We start from the raw sequence: 16,086 nt of genomic DNA on the forward strand, positions 1-16,086 counted from the left end.
CGTCCCTCGAGGCGTCAGCCCGGCGGCGTCCGGGGATGGAAGTAGAGCCCGCCGAGAACCATGTCGATGACCGCGCCGTCGCTCGATAGCGGCAGATTCAGCGTCTCGTAGCTGTAGAAGTTGCGGTCCGGATAGAACGCTTCGCCATGGGTGCGAAGCGGCCGGCGGTTCGCGAAGATCCATTCGAAGCTCCGGTAGATCGAGGCCAGCAGTTCTGGTTCGTAGATCTCGTCATAGTACTTGCCCGTGGAATCGCGGCCCATGAGCCCGGTAATGCGCGTGCCGATGAGGCGATAGCGCAGCCGCGTGGGTTCGTGTTCGATGTCGATGAGGATGAGATTGCCGAGATGGCGGCGCAGCTCCTGCGGGTCGATGTCCGCACGGCCGGGCATCTCGCGCGCGCCGCGCTTGTCGTTCCAGTAATCGAGAAGCTGGAAGAGCGCCGGATCCTCGCAGCGCAGTTCGGCGTCCATGCCGACCCAGAGATCGGGCGTGCGGCAGTTCATCATCATGGTTCGGGCGTTCCAGTCGAGGTTCCGGCGAGGGCCGTTCACTCCACCGATGGCCGGCGCGCATCCTAGCGAACGACGCAGCGCCGTCCAGAATTACGCACACAGGAAATCGTGATCCGGCCGGGCCTGCCTCTCAGGCGCGCATGCGTGCGCCCTGCGGGTCGAACAGTGGCTCTTTCAGCAGTCGCGCCGGCCGGCGTTCGCCGATGATCTCCACGTCGAATGGCGCTTCGGCCCCGTCGGCGAAGGCGGCCTCGACATAGCCCAGCGCCACCGAGGCGTCGGAGGCATGGGCGAAGCCGCCAGACGTGACCCAGCCGCGGACCCGGCCGTCGATCCAGATCGGCTCGTCGCCGATGACATCGGCGTTGCCGGCGTCGACCTTCAGCGCGACCAGCTTGCGCGGCGGTCCTTCCTCGCGTTCGCGGAGCGCGGCATCGCGGCCAGTGAAATCGTTCTTTCGGAAATCGACGAAGCGTGACAGGCGCGCGGCCTCGGGGCCGTAGACCGGGCGGTATTCCCGGGCCCAGGTGCCGAAGTTCTTCTCCAGCCGGAGTCCGTTGAGCGCCCGGGCGCCGAACAGCGTCAGCCCGTGGTCCTCGCCGGCGATCCGCAGCATGTCGTAGAGCTGTACGAGGTATTCGGGTTTCACCCATATCTCGAAACCCAGATCGCCGGTGAAGGTGATCCGGCCCGCCAGCGCCGGGATCATGCCGATGTCGATGCGGCGGAAGTCCATGAAGCGGAAGTTCTCCGCCGAGACGTCATGGTCGGTGACCGCCTGAAGCACCTCGCGCGCCTTCGGCCCGGCGAGCGACAGCCCCGTGAGATCGAGTCCCATAGGCCGGACGGCGACCCGGCCGTCGTCGGGCAGGTGGGCCTGGAACCAGCGCATGTGGTAGTTCTCGGCGATGCCGGAGCCGAAGACGTAGAACCGCTTGTCGCCGGCCCTGGCGACCGTGAAGTCGCCGATCAGCCCGCCGGCGGCATTGAGCATCGGTGAGAGCACGATCCGCCCTGTCTTCGGCATGCGGTTGGCCAGCATGCGGCTGAGCCAGACCTCCGCGCCGGACCCGGTGACCTCGTACTTCGCGAAGCTGGAGATCTCGATCATGCCGACGCCGTCGCGCACGGCGCGGCATTCGCGCGCGACCGGCTCATGGCTGTTGGAGCGCTGGAAGGTGACATCCTCGACCGGCTGTTTGCCCGGTTCCTGGAACCAGAGCGCGTGCTCGAGACCATAGCTGGCGCCGAAGACGGCGTTCTCCGCCTTCAGCCGGCCGTGGATCGGCGTCGTACGCAGCGGCCGCGCGGCGGGCAGTTCCTCGTTGGGGAAGGTGATGGAGAAGCGGCGGGAATAGTTCTCCCGCACCTTGGCCGAGGTGTAGGCCATGGTGGCCCAGTCGCCATAGCGGCTGACATCCATGGCCCAGACGTCGAAGCCCGGATCGCCGTAGACGATCCAGTTCGACAGCGCCAGCCCGACGCCGCCGCCCTGGCTGAAACCCGCCATCACCGCGCAGGCGCACCAGAAGTTCCGCAGTCCCCGGACCGGGCCGACCAGCGGATTGCCGTCCGGGGCGAAGGTGAAGGGGCCGTTGATGATCTGCTTGATGCCGGCGCGCTCGAACGCCGGGAAGTGCTTGAAGCCGACTTCCAGCGACGGCGCGATGCGGTCCAGGTCCGGCTGCAGCAGCTCGTGGCCGAAGTCCCAGGGCGTTGTCTTCGGCGACCAGGGCCGGCCGGCACGCTCGTAGGTGCCCATCAGCATGCCGCCACGCTCCTGGCGCATGTAGATCTCGCCGCCGAAGTCGATGGCGTGGAGCACTTCCTTGCCGGTGACGCGGTTGATCTCGGCCACTTCCGGCATGTCCTCGGTCAGCAGGTACATGTGCTCCATGGCCAGCAGGGGCAGTTCCAGCCCGACCATGCGGCCGACCTCGCGCGCCCAGAGCCCGCCGGCGTTGACGACGTGCTGGGCGTGGACCGTCCCCTGTTCGGTGACCACGCTCCAGGTGCCGTCGGGGCGCTGGTTCAGCTCGACGACCCGGTTGCGCAGCACGATCTCGGCGCCGTTCAACCGCGCCGACTTCGCATAGGCCTGGGTAACGCCGGAGGGGTCGACGTAGCCGTCGACGGGGTCGTACATGGCGCCGACGAAGTACTTCTCCTCCAGCAGGGGGTAGAGCGCCTTGGCCTCGCTGACGCTGATCAGCTCGGTCTCCATGCCGAGATAGCGCCCGCGGGCGTGGGCCATCTTCAGCCACTGCATGCGCTCCGGGCTGTCGGCCAGCAGGACGCCGCCGGTCTGGTGCGCGCCGGTGGCCTGGCCCGACTTTTCCTCGATCTCCTTGTAGAGCTCGATGGTGTAGGCCTGCAGCTTGGCGACGTTCGGGTCGCCGTTCAGCGTGTGCATGCCGCCAGCCGCGTGCCAGGTCGATCCCGAGGTCAGCTCGGAGCGCTCGATGAGCATCACGTCGCGCCAGCCGAGCCTGGTCAGGTGATAGAGCACGCTGGCGCCGACCACCCCGCCGCCGATCACCACCACACGGGCGCTGTCTTTCATCTCTGTCTCCCTGGATTCAGAAATCCGTCGGTGCGCCGCCCTCTTCGGTGCGGCGGGCGACGAAGGCTTCCAGTTCCTCCCGCGCGGCCGGGTCCATCGGCGGCGGCTCGTAGGCGGCGACGAGTTCGCGGTAGATGCGGTTGGCCTTCTCCGGCGCCTGCGGCCGGCCCGCCTCCTCCCAGCTTTCGTAGTTGCGCCAGTCGGATATCAGCGGCTGGTAGAACGCCGTCTTGTAGCGGGCCCGGGTATGGGCGCAGCCGAAGAAGTGCCCGCCGGGGCCCACCTCCCGCATGGCGTCCAGGGCGAGGTCCTCGGGGCTGGTTCCGACAGGGGTCAGGAACCCGGCCACCATCTGCAGCAGGTCGGCGTCCATGACGAACTTCTCGAACGAGGTCTGCAGCCCGCCCTCCATCCAGCCCAGGCCGTGCTTCAGCATGTTCACCCCGCCCATGATCGCGCCCCAGAGCGAGAACACCGCCTCGTAGCCGGCCTGGGCGTCCAGACTGTTGGCGGCGTTCACGTTGGACGAGCGGTAGGGCAGCCGATAAAGCCGGGCGAGCTGCCCGCCGATGATCGCCGCGCGCATGGCCTCGGGCGTGCCGAAGGCGGGGGCGCCGGACTTCATGTCGACATTGGAGGTGAAGCCGCCATAGACGAACGGCGCGCCGGGCTCGACGGCCTGGCACAGGACGTAGCCGGCCAGCACCTCCGCGTTCTGCTGTACCAGCGCGCCGGCAATCGTCACCGGCGCCATGGCGCCGGCCAGGGTGAAGGGCGTCAGCACGACGGGCTGGCGGTGACGGGCGAGCTGGATCACGCCCTCCAGCATCGGCGTGTCCAGCCGGAGCGGGGAGGAGGAATTGATGATGGAGAGGACCGAGGGTTCACGCAGCAGGGTCTCGCGGTCGATGCCCCTGGCGATGCGGGTCATCTCGATGGCGTCGACGATGCGCTCCCGGCCCAGGCTGTAGGCGTGGATCGCCTTGTCTGTCATCACCAGCATGTCCTGCAGCGCTTCGAGATGGCGCACGCCGGGATGGATGTCGATGGGCTCGACCGGGTAGCCGCCGAACATGTGCACGGCGTTGAGCATCTGGCCCAGCTTCAGGAAGTTGCGGTAGTCCGCGCGGTTGCCGGGCCGGCGGCCGCCCTGCAGGTCGAAGGCGTTGGGGGCGCTGGCCGCGGCGCAGAAGGTCACGTGGCCGTCGCCGAAGCGCAGCCTGTGGGCCGGATTGCGGCTGTGCAGGTCAAAGGCCGCCGGCGCCCGCCCGATGGTCTCCTCGACCAGGCCGGGATCGAAGCGGACCCGGTCGCTGCCGGCCTCGACCTCTGCGCCGGCGCGGCGCAGCAGTTCCTTCGCTTCTTCGTGCAGGAAGTCGACGCCGATCTCGGACAGGACCTGCAGCGAGGCGTTGTGGATCGATTCCAGTTCGTCGGCCGAGAGCATTTCGGTGGGCGGGAAGGGCAGCTTCGGCTGGCGGAAAGGCGGCTGCTCGATGACCGCCGCGACGCCCTCGGCCCCCGGGCCGTCCGCCGCTCCGCGCCGCCTGCCGCGCCGCCGGCGTCCGCCGCCCGCGGCCGCAGGTGCTTGCTCGCTCATTCCGGACACCCATGGATCGTGGCGGCGCGGAGATCGCGCCGCCCGTTCCCAAGTCTGTCACCGCGAAACCCCGACGGCCCCCGCCGCTTTGCGCCAAATGATGTCCTGGATGCGACCGGGTCGTGTCGCATCGACCGTGCGGGCGCCGCTGTCGAGGCCGCTCTGGCGCCGGGATCAAGTCCCGGTGCAGGCAGAGCTACATCCGCCCGACGCCGAAACTGTTGGGCTTGAGGGGGCGCGTGTCCGCCTCGCGGCAGATGCCGAGACAGAGGCCCAGAACCTTGCGCGTGTCGCGCGGGTCGATCAGCCCGTCGTCATAGACCAGCGCGGTGTTGTAGAGCGCCTCGCCCTCGCGCTCGAACTGGCTGACGATGCCGTCGAACATCTTCTTGATGCGGTCGTGGTCGGGCTCGACGCCCTTCCGCTTCGCGCCCTGCTCGGCGACGATCTTCAGCACCGTCGCCGCCTGCTCGCCGCCCATCACCGACATCTTGTAGTTCGGCCAGCCGAAGATGAAACGCGGCTCGTAGGCCCGCCCGCACATGGCGTAGTTGCCGGCGCCGAAGCTGGCCCCGATCATCATGGTGATCTTCGGCACCCGCACGTTGGAGGTGGCCTGGATCATCTTGGAGCCGTGCTTGACCATGCCACCGCGTTCCGACTCGGTGCCGACGATGAAGCCCGTGGTGTTGTGCAGGAAGACGATGGGCGTGTCGGACTGGTCGCAGAGCTGCATGAACTGCGCGGCCTTGGTGGCGCCGCCATTGTCGATGGGGCCGTTGTTGCCGATCAGTCCGACGGCCTGGCCCATGATCTCGGCGAAGCCGACCACCGTGCCCGGCCCGTATTCGGCCTTGAAATCGACGAAGTCGGAGCCGTCGACCAGCCGCGCGATCAGTTCGCGGACGTCATAGGGGCGGCGGTAGTCGACCGGGACCAGGCCGCAGATCTCGTCCGGATCGTAGAGCGGCTCGCGGAAGGTCTTCGGCGTCGCAGCCGGCAGCCGGTCGTTCCAGCGCAGCTTGCCCATGATCTCGCGGGCCAGCCGGATACCGTCGGCGTCGTCGATGGCCATGTATTCGGAGACGCCGGAAACCAGCGTGTGCATCTCGGCGCCGCCGAGATCCTCGTCGGTGGCCACTTCGCCGGTCGCGGCGAAGAGCAGCGGCGGGCCGGCGAGAAACACCTTGGCGCGGTCCTTCACCATGATGGTGTAGTCCGACATGCCCGGAATGTAGGCGCCGCCGGCCGTCGACGAGCCATGTACCACCGTGATCTGGGGAATGCCGGCGGCCGAGAGCTTCGCCTGGTTGTAGAAGCCCTTGCCGCCCTCGACGAACAACTCGGCCTGGTACTTCAGGTTGGCGCCGCCCGATTCCACCAGGCTGATGCGGGGTAGCTTGTTCTCCAGCGCGATGTCCTGGGCGCGCAGGCTCTTCTTCGAGCCGAGCGGCGTGATGGTGCCGCCCTTGATGCCGCTGTCGGAGGCGTTGACCATGCAGCGCACGCCCTGGACATAGCCGATCCCGATGATGGCGCCGCCGCCCATGATGTCGTTCTCGCCGTCGTCGTCATGGAAGCCGAGCCCGGCCAGCGTCTGCAGCTCCAGGAAGGGCGAGCCCTTGTCGAGCAGCCTGTCGATCCGCTCGCGGGGCGGGATCTGGCCGCGCGACTTGAAGACGTCGGCCTTGGCGTTGGAGGTGTCGCGCACCTTCTGCTCCAGGCCGCGCACGCGCTCCAGCATCGCCAGCATGTCGGCGCGGTTCTTCCGGAACGCCTCGGAGGCGGGGTTCAGGTTCGATTTCAGCACGGACATGGCTCTGTCTTCCCGGTCAGCTCTTGTCTTTCAGTGTCTTCGGCAGGCGGTAGCGGTGAAAGCCCTGCCAGGAACGGTCCTCCCGCGGCCCCTCCTCGGAGGGGCGGAAACCGCGCTCCAGCGGCGCGCCGCCGTCGACGGCGATGCTCTCGCCCGTGGTGAAGGCCGCGGCGTCCGACAACAGGAAGCAGACGGCGGCCGAGACCTCCGCCTCGGTCCCGTGGCGGCGCATGGGCACGAACTTCGAGCGGCCGGCGATCTCGGCCGCGACCTCTTCGGGGTATTTCTCGTAACCCGAGGAGGCGACCCAGCCCGGCGCCACGGCGTTGACCCGCACGTTCGAATGCGCCCACTCCAGCGCCGCCGTCTTGGTCAGGTTGTCCATGCCTGCGCGCGCGGCGCTTGAATGGCCCATGTCGGGGATGCCGGTATGGAAATCTGCGGTGATGTTGACGATGGCGCCGCCATGGCGCTCCATCCACTGGGTGTAGACTTCCCGCATCATCAGGAAGCCGCCGGTCAGGTTGTTCCGCACGACCGCGTCCCAGCCGCGGACCGAGATGTCCTTCAGCTTTGCGGAGAACTGCCCGCCGGCATTGTTCACCAGCCCGTCGATGCGGCCCAGATCGCGGATGATTTCGCCGATCATCGCGCGGACGCGCTCCTCGTCGCGGATGTCGGCGGTCCAGGCCCGGGCCTTGCCGCCATCCTCGGTGATCTCCGCGACGGTCTGTTCCAGCGTCTCCAGCGTCCGTCCGACGACGGCGACCGTCGCGCCCAGCGCCGCCAGCTCGTGCGCCGTGCACCGCCCCATGCCGGAGCCGCCGCCGGTCACGATCACGACCCGCCCGTCGAATGCGCCGTCCCTGAAGATGGACCGATAGCCCAAGGCGAGCCTCCCCACTTGCCTTCACCCCTCATGCATTAGAGCATCTGAGGCGGGGAGGAAACCGAGATGACCGAAGACGTGTTGAAGATCGACAGACGCGGGGCCGTGGACTGGGTCACGCTAAACCGGCCCGACGCCTACAACAGCCTGAACGATGCGATGATCGACGCGCTGCTGGATTACTTCCAGCGGCTCTATAACGATCACGATACGCGTGTCGTGGTGCTGCGGGGCGCGGGACGCGGCTTCTGCGCCGGGCTGGACCTGAAGGCGCGGGCCGGCAACAACGCCCAGCCCGAATCGCGCAGTTCTGCCGACGGGCGGCGCGCCCAGCGGCGCATCTCCGAGATCGTCATGCGCATGCGGCGCTGCCCGCAGCCGATCGTCTCCCTGATCCACGGCGGTTGCGCTGGCGGCGGCTTCGCCTTCGCGCTGGCCTCCGACATCCGCATCGCCGGGCGCAGCGCGAAGATGAACGCCGCCTTCATCCGCCTCGGCCTGTCCGCCTGCGATATCGGCGTGTCCTACTTCCTGCCCAGGCTGGTCGGCGTCTCGGTGGCCAGCGAACTGATGCTGACCGGGCGGTTCATCGGCGCGCAGCGGGCGCTGATGACCGGCCTCGTTTCGGAGGTGGTGGAGGATGACCGGCTCGAGGAAGCCGCCCAGCCCTTCGTCGAGGACCTGCTCAACGCCACGCCGCTCGGGCTCCGGCTGACCAAGGAGTGCCTCAACATGTCCGTCGACGCGCCGAGCCTGGAATCGGCCATCGCCATGGAGGACCGCAACCAGATCCTCTGCGCCCAGGGGCCGGACTTCCAGGAAGGCATCCGCGCCTTCATGGAGAAGCGCAAGCCGAACTATTCGGGGAGCTGAGGGCCGGCGCGCTCCCTGTTCGTCATTGCCCGGCCTGTCCGGGCAATCCACCGAGCGATCAGCGGCCATGGGCTGCCCGGACAAGCCGGGCAGCGACCGGACGAGAGGTGTTGTCCCTACTTCGCCTTCGGCATCAGTTCGTAGGGCGGGACGAAGCCGTCCATGGCCGCGACGGTTCCGGTCCAGCGCCTGATGTTCGGGAAATCGGGCCAGCCTTCCATGCCGAATTCGTCCGGGTAGTAGAGATAGCCGAGCAGCGAGAAGTCGGCGATGGTCAGCCTGTCGCCCAGGAGGAACTCGCGGTCTCTGAGCCGGCGTTCGACGACCTTCAGCGCCTGGATCATGCGGCCCTTCAGGAATTCGTGCACCGCCGGATCGCCGACCCTGGCGAGGAAGGCCATGAAGCGGTAGGTGGCGATGTTCGACGTGAACTTGTGGTTGTCGAACAGCATCCAGCGCAGGACCTCCCGGCGTTCGTCGTCGTCCTGCGGGCCGAACTTGCCGAGCTTCTCCGCTAGGTAGTCCAGGATCACGCCGGACTGGCTGAGGACCACGTCGCCATGGCGCAGCACGGGCACTTCGCCCATCTCGTTCATGGCGAGATATTCGGGCGCGCGGTGCTCGCCGTTGAAGAAGTCGACGAACTGCGGCTGCCAGTCGGCGCCGGCGATGTTCAGCATCAGCGCCGCCTTGTAGGAATTGCCCGACTGGGCAAAGCAGTAGAGTTCGAATTCGGCCATCATGTCCCCCTCCGGAATCCGGGTGCGAGATTGCGCGCTTGCCGGGCGGGGTCAAGCCGCCATCGTCGTTGCCGCCTACCCCGGTCGCGCCTATGATCGCCTCCGGGGCGTCTGGACGGTACGGGAGTGGCTGCATGGAAGTGTCATCGGATGTCTACGGAGACGCCATCGTCGTCAGGGTAAAGGGCCGGATCGACCAGAATTCGGCGGCGGCGTTCCAGACGGAACTGACGTCACGGGTCGACGCGGCCATCGAGAACCGCCAGCAGATCGTCGTCGATCTCTCCAGGGTCGACTACATTTCCTCGGTCGGTCTGCGCGCGCTGATGATCGCCAACAAGCAGGCGCAGCCCAAGGGGGTGACCATACGCGTCGCCTCCCTGCAGGAAGTGGTGAAGGAGGTCTTCACCATCAGTCATTTCGACAAGGTGTTCCCGACCTTCGACGAGATGCCCAAGGCGCTGCAGGCGGTCTCCGCGCTTTCCGCCGCCGCCTATACGGGCGAATAGCCCGATGCTGGTACGGTTCTGGGGCACCCGCGGTTCGATCCCGACCGCGATGAACAATCACGACATGCGTTCGCGGGTGATGGATGTCGCCCGGCACGTCCTGGATCATGGCGGCGGGGATCTGGAGGCCGCGGTGGACGCCATGCCGTTCCATCTGCGCGGCACCTATGGCGGCGAGAGTTCCTGCGTGCAGATCGACACCGGCGGCGATGAATACGTGGTCTGCGACATGGGCTCGGGCGCGCGGCGCTTTGCGCTGGACTGCCTGGGCCGGCACGGACCTGGGTCGCCGAAGACCTACAACGTGTTCCAGAGTCATGTGCACTGGGACCACATCATGGGCTTCCCCTTCTTCGTGCCGGCCTACATTCCCGGCAACGTGATCCGCATCCATGGCTGCCACGATGTTCTGGAGCAGGCCTATCGCGGGCAGCAGTCCGACCCCTGCTTTCCCGTGCCCTTCGACTTCCTGGGATCGACCATCGAGTTCGTCAGGCTGGAGCCCGACCGGATCTACCAGGTCGCCGGCGTGACGGTGACACCGTTCCGGCAGCTTCACCATGGCGATTCCTACGGCTACCGCTTCGAGAAGGGCGGCAAGACCGTGGTCTATTCCACCGATTCCGAGCACAAGCTGGAAGATCGCGATCACCTCGACTATGTCGTCGGGCACTTCCGCGGCGCTGACGTGGTGGTGTTCGACAGCATGTATTCCCTGGCCGAGTCGACCTCGCTGAAGGAGGACTGGGGCCATTCGTCGAACATGGTCGGGGTCGAGCTCTGTCACCAGGCAGGTGTCGGCGAGCTTTGCCTTTTCCATCACGAGCCGATCTACTCCGACGCGCAGATCGATCAGGTTCTGGCCGAGACCGTCCGCTACGAGGAGATCGCCCGAGGCGAATATCGTCCGCTGAAGGTCACGGCTTCCTATGACGGGCTGGAAGTCACGGCCTGAGCGGGATGGCCGCAAAGAGCAACGATCCGGGCGGCGACGCCGGCGAACTGGCCGCCGAGCTGGGCCCGGCGCAGCGGGTCGTGACCCTCTGGCGTGGCCGCGCGCTCGGCCTTGCGCTCCTTGTACTCAACCTCCTGATTTACGCGTTCCTCGTCACCGACGATGCGGCGCCCCGGCGGTTCCTGTTCGATTTCTACCAGTTCATGGACCCGCGCGAGCCGGTCTCCGCCCTGCCGGCGATCGTCGCCATCGACGAGAAGTCCATTGCCGAACACGGGCAGTGGCCCTGGCCGCGCATCAAGGTGGCCGAACTGATCGACCGCATCGGCGCGGCGGGCGCGCTGGTGATCGGCGTCGACATCCTGTTTCTGGAGCCGGACCGGCAATCGCCGGCGCGGGCGATCCCGGCGCCGCAGGCCCTGCAGCCGGCCGTGCGGGAGTTCCTGGCGACCCTGCCCGACTATGACGAGACGCTGGTCGACGCCATCGCCCGCAACCCGGTGGTTCTGGCGCTGGCGGGCACGCGGCGGGGGGCGGGGCTGAACGGCCCGCCCCGGGTGCCGCCGATCGCCTTCGAGGATGCGGCCCTGCTGGAGCGGCTGCCGCGTTTCCCCGGCGCCGATCAGAGTATCGAGGCCATCAGCGCCGCGGCGCTGGGGCAGGGGCTGGTCAACCCGATCGAGGATGTCGACGCCATCATCCGGCGCGTGCCGCTGGTCGCGAACGTGAACGGCCGGCCCGCCCCGGGCTTTGCCGCCGAGCTGCTGCGCGTCGCCCTGGGCGGCCGTATGCAGGTGCGGGGCGATGCGGACGGCGTCGACGGCGTGATCATCGGCGACTGGTTCGTGCCGAGCCTGAAGGACGGTACGGTCTACGTGCCCTTCTCGCCGCCCTATGCCGACCGCTATGTCTCGGCCCATGACGTGCTGACCGATCCGGCCGCCGCGGCCTCGCTGCAGGGCGCCATCGTGCTTGTCGGCCTGACCGGCCAGGGCCTGGTGGACTTCCCGACCTCGCCGCTGCGCGACCGGATGCCCGGGGTCGAAGTCCACGCCCAGTTGATCGAAGCCATCGACGAGGCCAACTCGATTTCCCGGCCCGACTGGGCGCGGGCCGTCGAGGCGGCGTTGATCGTGCTGGTGGGCGGGCTGTTCATCTTCGCCGTGCCCAGGCTGCGCCCCGGCATCGGTGCGCCGGTCGTCGCCTCGACGCTGATCGCCGTGCTCGCCGGCGGTGCCGTTCTCTACGCCACCACGCGCGTCCTGCTGGACCCGGTCGGCGCGGCGGTGACCGGCGTGGTCGTCGGCATCGCCATGCTGGTCTCCACGCTCACTCTCGCCAACGCCCATCGCCGCGTGCTCGGCGCCAGCCTGCAGCGCGAACGGGAGGAACAGGCCCGGGTGCAGGGTCAGCTCCAGGCCGCCGGCGATATCCAGGCCAACCTGTTGCCCAGGGTGGAGGGCGTGCATCTCAACGACCGGCGATACTCCCTGGCCGCAATGCTGGAACCCGCCTCGAACGTGGGCGGCGATCTCTACGATTTTTTTCGTATCGATGAAGACCGTCTCTTCGTCGCCGTGGGCGACGTCTCCGGCAAGGGCCTGCCGGCGAGCCTCTTCATGGCCATTTCGAAATCCCTCTACAAGAGCGCCGTGCTGCGCGACAAGGGTACGATCGAAGCGATCACCTGCGCCGCCAACGCCGAAATCAGCCGCGAAAACCCGGACATGCTGTTCGTGACGCTGTTCGGCGGCATCCTGGATCTGAATACCGGCGTCCTCCGGTTCTGCAATGCCGGCCACGACCCGCCCATGCTGTTGCGGCCCGGCTCGCCGGAGGTCAGCCAGCTCGAGGGCGGCGGCGGGCCGCCGATCTGCGTCGTCGACGATTTCCCCTACATGGCGGCCGAGGTCGCGCTGGAGCCGGGGCAGGTGGTTCTGCTGACCACGGACGGCATCGGCGAGGCGATGAACGAGGCGGGCGAGCTCTACGGGATGGAGCGGCTTCTGAGTCTGCTTCGTGACCTGCCGACCGACGCCGATGCCGACATGGTGCTGCGGCGTATCTACGACAGTGTGAAAGGTCACGCGGGCGGTGCGGCGCCGTCCGATGACATCACCATTCTCATCCTGCGCTGGGACGGGCCGCCCGCCGGCTGAGCCCCCGGCTTGCCGGCCCCGGCGCATTGGGGGCAAACTGCGCCGCGCTTTCGGAGGGGGAGAAGCCGATGCCGACCACGCGACAGATCGTGCTGAACAGCCGGCCGCAGGGCTGGGTGACGCCGGAGAGCTTCGCCATGCGAGAGGCGGACACGCCCGAACTGGCGCCGGGCGACGTGCTGGTGCGCCATCTCTACATGTCGGTCGATCCCTACATGCGCGGACTGATGAACGAGGGCGGGGTGGCCTACGCGGCCGGCTTCCAGATCGGCGAGCCCCTGTTCGGCCGCGTCATCGGCCAGGTCGCGCAGAGCCGCAACGACAAGTTCCGCGAAGGCGACTGTGTCTACGGCATGCTGGACTGGGCCGAGTGGTCGGTGGCGAAGGGCGGCGAGAGCCTGCGCAAGGTCGATCCGGACCTGGCGCCGCTGTCCTACTACCTCGGCACGCTGGGCTTTCCGGGGCTCACCGCCTATGTCGGGATGACGCTGATCGGCAAGCCCAGGGAGGGTGAGACGGTCTATGTCTCCGCCGCATCCGGCGCCGTGGGGCAGGTCGCCGGCCAGCTTGCCCGGATCGCGGGCGCGCGGGTCGTCGGCTCCGCCGGGACTGACGAGAAGGTCCGATTCATCGTCGGCGAATGCGGCTTCCACGACGGCTTCAACTACCGGCTCTTCTCGATCGCCGAAGCGCTGCGCCTCTACTGCGGCGACGGCATCGACGTCAATTTCGAGAATGTGGGCGGGGCCAACCTGGAGGCCGTGCTGGAGGTCGCCAACGATTTCGCCCGCTTCGCCATGTGCGGCATGATCAGCCAGTACAACCTGACCGAGACCTATCACGTGCGGAACCTGAACGAGATCGTCTCCAAGCGCCTGCACGTCCAGGGCTTTGTCGTCCGTGACCACGCCCACCTGATCGAGCCGTTCATCGAGGAGACGGCCGATCACATCGCCCGGGGCCGCATGTCGGTGGCCGAGGATATCGTGACCGGGCTGGAGAACGCGCCGCAGGCCTTCATCGGCATGCTGCAGGGCGACAATCTCGGCAAGCGCGTGGTCCACATCGCCGACCGGTCGTAGGGCGGGCTGCCCTTTCCGCAGAGCGTCCGTCGCTGCCCGGTTCATCCGGGCAGCCCACCGGGATTGCCCGGACGAGCCGGGCAATGACGTTGTCGCCACAAGAAAAAGGGCGTCCCGGCCGAAGCCGGAACGCCCTTCATCCGTTCGAGGCTCGGGCCTGCAGTCAGGCCGCGTTGTGGCCCTGGATCGCCTTGACCTCGAGATATTCCTCCAGGCCGAACTCGCCCCATTCGCGGCCGTTGCCGGACTGCTTGTAGCCGCCGAAGGGCGCGAAGACGTCGACGTTCGCGCCGTTCACCTGGATGGAGCCGGCGCGGAGCTTCGAGGCGATGCGGTTGGCGTGCTCGGGCTCACCTGAGACATAGCCGGCCAGGCCGTAGTCGGTGTCGTTGGCGATGGCCACCGCGTCGTCATCGTCCTTGTAGCCCAGGATCGACAGCACCGGACCGAAGATCTCCTCGCGGGCGATGGTCATGTCGTTGGTGACGTTGGTGAACACCGTCGGACGGGCGTAGAAGCCCTTGTTGAGGTTCTCGGGACGGCCCGGGCCGCCGGCGGCCAGCTTGGCGCCTTCCTGCATGCCCTTCTCGATCAGGGCCTGTACCTTCTTCCACTGCACGTCCGACGACAGCGGACCCATGGTGGTGTTCTCGTCGGCCGGGTCGCCGACACGCACCTTGGCCGCGGCGGCGGCGGCGATCTCGCCGGCCTCGTCCATGCGGTCCATCGGCACCAGCATGCGGGTCGGTGCGTTGCACGACTGGCCGGTATTGCCGAAGCAGCCCATGGCGCCGCCGAAGACGGCCTTCTGGAAGTCGGCGTCGTCCAGGATGATGTTGGCCGACTTGCCACCCAGTTCCTGCGCCACGCGCTTGACCGTCGGCGCGGCGTTCTGCGCCACCGAGATGCCGGCGCGGGTGGAGCCGGTGAAGGAAACCATGTCGATGCCGGGGTGGCTCGACAGCGCCTCGCCGACGCCTGGGCCGTCGCCGTTGATCATGTTGTAGACGCCGGCCGGCACGCCCGCGGCGTCCAGGATCTCGGTGAAGATCACGCCGCTCATCGGCGCCACCTCGGAGGGCTTCAGGATCATGGTGCAGCCCGCCGCCAGCGCCGGCGCGACCTTGGCCGCGATCTGGTTGACCGGCCAGTTCCACGGCGTGATCAGGCCGCAGACGCCGATCGGCTCCTTGGAGATGCGGGTGGCGCCGCGGTCCTCGTTGAACTCGTAGTTCTGCAGGATCTTGGAAATGGTCTTGAAGTGGCCGATGCCGGTGGCCGCCTGGACCTTCTCGGCCAGGGTCTTCGGCGCGCCCATCTCCAGGCGGATCGCTTCGGCCAGGTCGTTGTAGCGCTTCTTGTATTCCTCGAGGATCTTCGCGATCAGCTCCAGGCGCTCTTCCTTTGTGGTCCGGGAATAGCTCTCGAAGGCGCGGCGCGCGGCCTTGACCGCCTTGTCGACGTCCTGGGCGCTGCCCAGCGAGATCCGCGCGAAGGCTTCTTCGGTGGCCGGATTGATGACGTCCAACGTCTTCGGCTCGGCCGGGTCGACCCACTTGCCGTCGATGTAGAACTGCAGTTTCTCGATCATCGTTCTGTTCTCCTTGATCGGAAGGAGGACGCCCCTCCCCAGGGCCGGTCCCCGCCGGAATTCCGCGGTACGCGATAGCCGCGCGCCGGATGGAGAATGTTTCACAGAAAGCGCCCGTCAAGGCAAGGGGAGGCGGTGCCGCAGCGACAACGGGAGTTGCCGGTTACCGCGCCGCGACCCTCACCGGAACGCCGGGCCGTGGACCCAGGCCGTCATGGAATAGCGGGCGTTCGACGTCATCGGCGTGACCCGGTGCGGCGTGAAGCTGGGGAACAGCGTCGCCGCGCCGAGCTGCCGCGAGACCGCCTTCGGGCATCCGTCGGCGTTCAGCTCCAGGTCGCCGCCCGCATAGCTGTCGCCGTCGCTCAGCTGCACCACCAGCGTCAGCTTGCGGCGGATCGCGAACTGGCCGTCGCCGATGTCGACGTGCCAGTCGAAATGGCCGCCATGGTCCGCATCGTACCAGGCGATCTGCATCTTCTCGTCAAACCCGGTCAGGTCGAAACCGAAGTGCGCCCGGTTCGCCCCGATGACCGTATCGACCAGCCGCTCGAACGCCCATGCCGCTTCGCCGTCCGAGTCCAGCCAGGCCGTTCGCGCGCGGCGGATGTTGTCGTTGATGCCGCCGCGGACCAGCCCGGCGTCGGCGAACAGCCGGCTCTCGACGACGCGGATGATCTCCCCGCATTCGCGCAGGTCGAAGACGTCGTCGATCTGGAAGGGCGTGAGCATCGTGCGAGGGTTTCCGAATGGATCGGCGTGCCTGTACGCCTGCGCCGGGAAAAGTGCTGGAA

The 16,086-nt window shown here is 67.6% G+C and carries 13 protein-coding genes; 5 read left to right on the forward strand and 8 right to left on the reverse strand.

The genetic code is table 11. The annotated features are described in order from the left end of the window. Positions 1–14: 14 nt before the first annotated feature. From TEF_07370 to TEF_07390, 5 genes are all read right to left on the reverse strand, one after another. A complete protein-coding gene (locus tag TEF_07370; GenBank protein ANK80637.1) occupies positions 15–512 on the reverse strand; it encodes a hypothetical protein in 498 nt (165 codons plus the stop codon). A gap of 133 nt (positions 513–645) precedes the next feature. Then, entirely contained in the window at positions 646–3,078 is a 2,433-nt protein-coding gene (locus TEF_07375) for a glycine cleavage system protein T (protein ANK80638.1), read from the reverse strand. 16 nt (positions 3,079–3,094) lie between these two features. After that, complete coding sequence (locus TEF_07380; GenBank protein ID ANK80639.1) at positions 3,095–4,678, reverse strand: methyltransferase; 1,584 nt, start codon at positions 4,676–4,678, stop codon at positions 3,095–3,097. Positions 4,679–4,874: 196 nt separating this feature from the next. Continuing rightward, positions 4,875–6,494, reverse strand: a complete 1,620-nt coding sequence (locus TEF_07385; protein ANK80640.1) for an acetyl-CoA carboxylase carboxyltransferase subunit — start codon at positions 6,492–6,494, stop codon at positions 4,875–4,877. A gap of 16 nt (positions 6,495–6,510) precedes the next feature. Next, entirely contained in the window at positions 6,511–7,383 is an 873-nt protein-coding gene (locus TEF_07390) for a 2,4-dienoyl-CoA reductase (GenBank protein ANK80641.1), read from the reverse strand. A gap of 66 nt (positions 7,384–7,449) precedes the next feature. Between TEF_07390 and TEF_07395 the strand changes: the two genes are divergently transcribed. Continuing rightward, positions 7,450–8,256, forward strand: coding sequence for an enoyl-CoA hydratase (locus TEF_07395; GenBank protein ID ANK80642.1), 807 nt, complete (start codon positions 7,450–7,452; stop codon positions 8,254–8,256). Positions 8,257–8,372: 116 nt separating this feature from the next. Here the strand turns inward: TEF_07395 and TEF_07400 are convergent, their stop codons facing one another. Beyond that, complete coding sequence (locus TEF_07400; protein ID ANK83337.1) at positions 8,373–8,996, reverse strand: glutathione S-transferase; 624 nt, start codon at positions 8,994–8,996, stop codon at positions 8,373–8,375. Positions 8,997–9,130: 134 nt separating this feature from the next. On the opposite strand from TEF_07400, the gene TEF_07405 reads away from it, so the two are divergent. The 4 genes from TEF_07405 (at position 9,131) to TEF_07420 (ending at position 13,701) form a co-directional block, all read left to right on the forward strand. Then, positions 9,131–9,505 carry a hypothetical protein gene (locus tag TEF_07405; protein ANK80643.1) on the forward strand — a complete coding sequence of 125 codons (375 nt, stop codon included), beginning with the start codon at positions 9,131–9,133 and terminating at the stop codon, positions 9,503–9,505. A 4-nt stretch (positions 9,506–9,509) separates the two neighbouring features. Beyond that, entirely contained in the window at positions 9,510–10,460 is a 951-nt protein-coding gene (locus TEF_07410; protein ANK80644.1) for an MBL fold metallo-hydrolase, read from the forward strand. A 59-nt stretch (positions 10,461–10,519) separates the two neighbouring features. Continuing rightward, the gene (locus TEF_07415; GenBank protein ID ANK83338.1) at positions 10,520–12,619 is read left to right on the forward strand and encodes a hypothetical protein; all 2,100 of its coding nucleotides are present in this window, start codon (positions 10,520–10,522) and stop codon (positions 12,617–12,619) included. 68 nt (positions 12,620–12,687) lie between these two features. After that, complete coding sequence (locus TEF_07420) at positions 12,688–13,701, forward strand: hypothetical protein (protein ANK80645.1); 1,014 nt, start codon at positions 12,688–12,690, stop codon at positions 13,699–13,701. 163 nt (positions 13,702–13,864) lie between these two features. Here TEF_07420 and TEF_07425 read toward each other — a convergent pair whose 3' ends face one another. Then, entirely contained in the window at positions 13,865–15,292 is a 1,428-nt protein-coding gene (locus TEF_07425; protein ID ANK80646.1) for an aldehyde dehydrogenase, read from the reverse strand. Between the two features lie 180 nt (positions 15,293–15,472). Next, positions 15,473–16,024: a hypothetical protein gene (locus TEF_07430; protein ID ANK80647.1), complete on the reverse strand. Its 552-nt coding sequence runs from the start codon at positions 16,022–16,024 to the stop codon at positions 15,473–15,475. Between the last annotated feature and the right edge of the window lie 62 nt (positions 16,025–16,086).

It is taken from the genome of Rhizobiales bacterium NRL2, from assembly GCA_001664005.1.
GTDB lineage: Bacteria > Pseudomonadota > Alphaproteobacteria > Minwuiales > Minwuiaceae > Minwuia.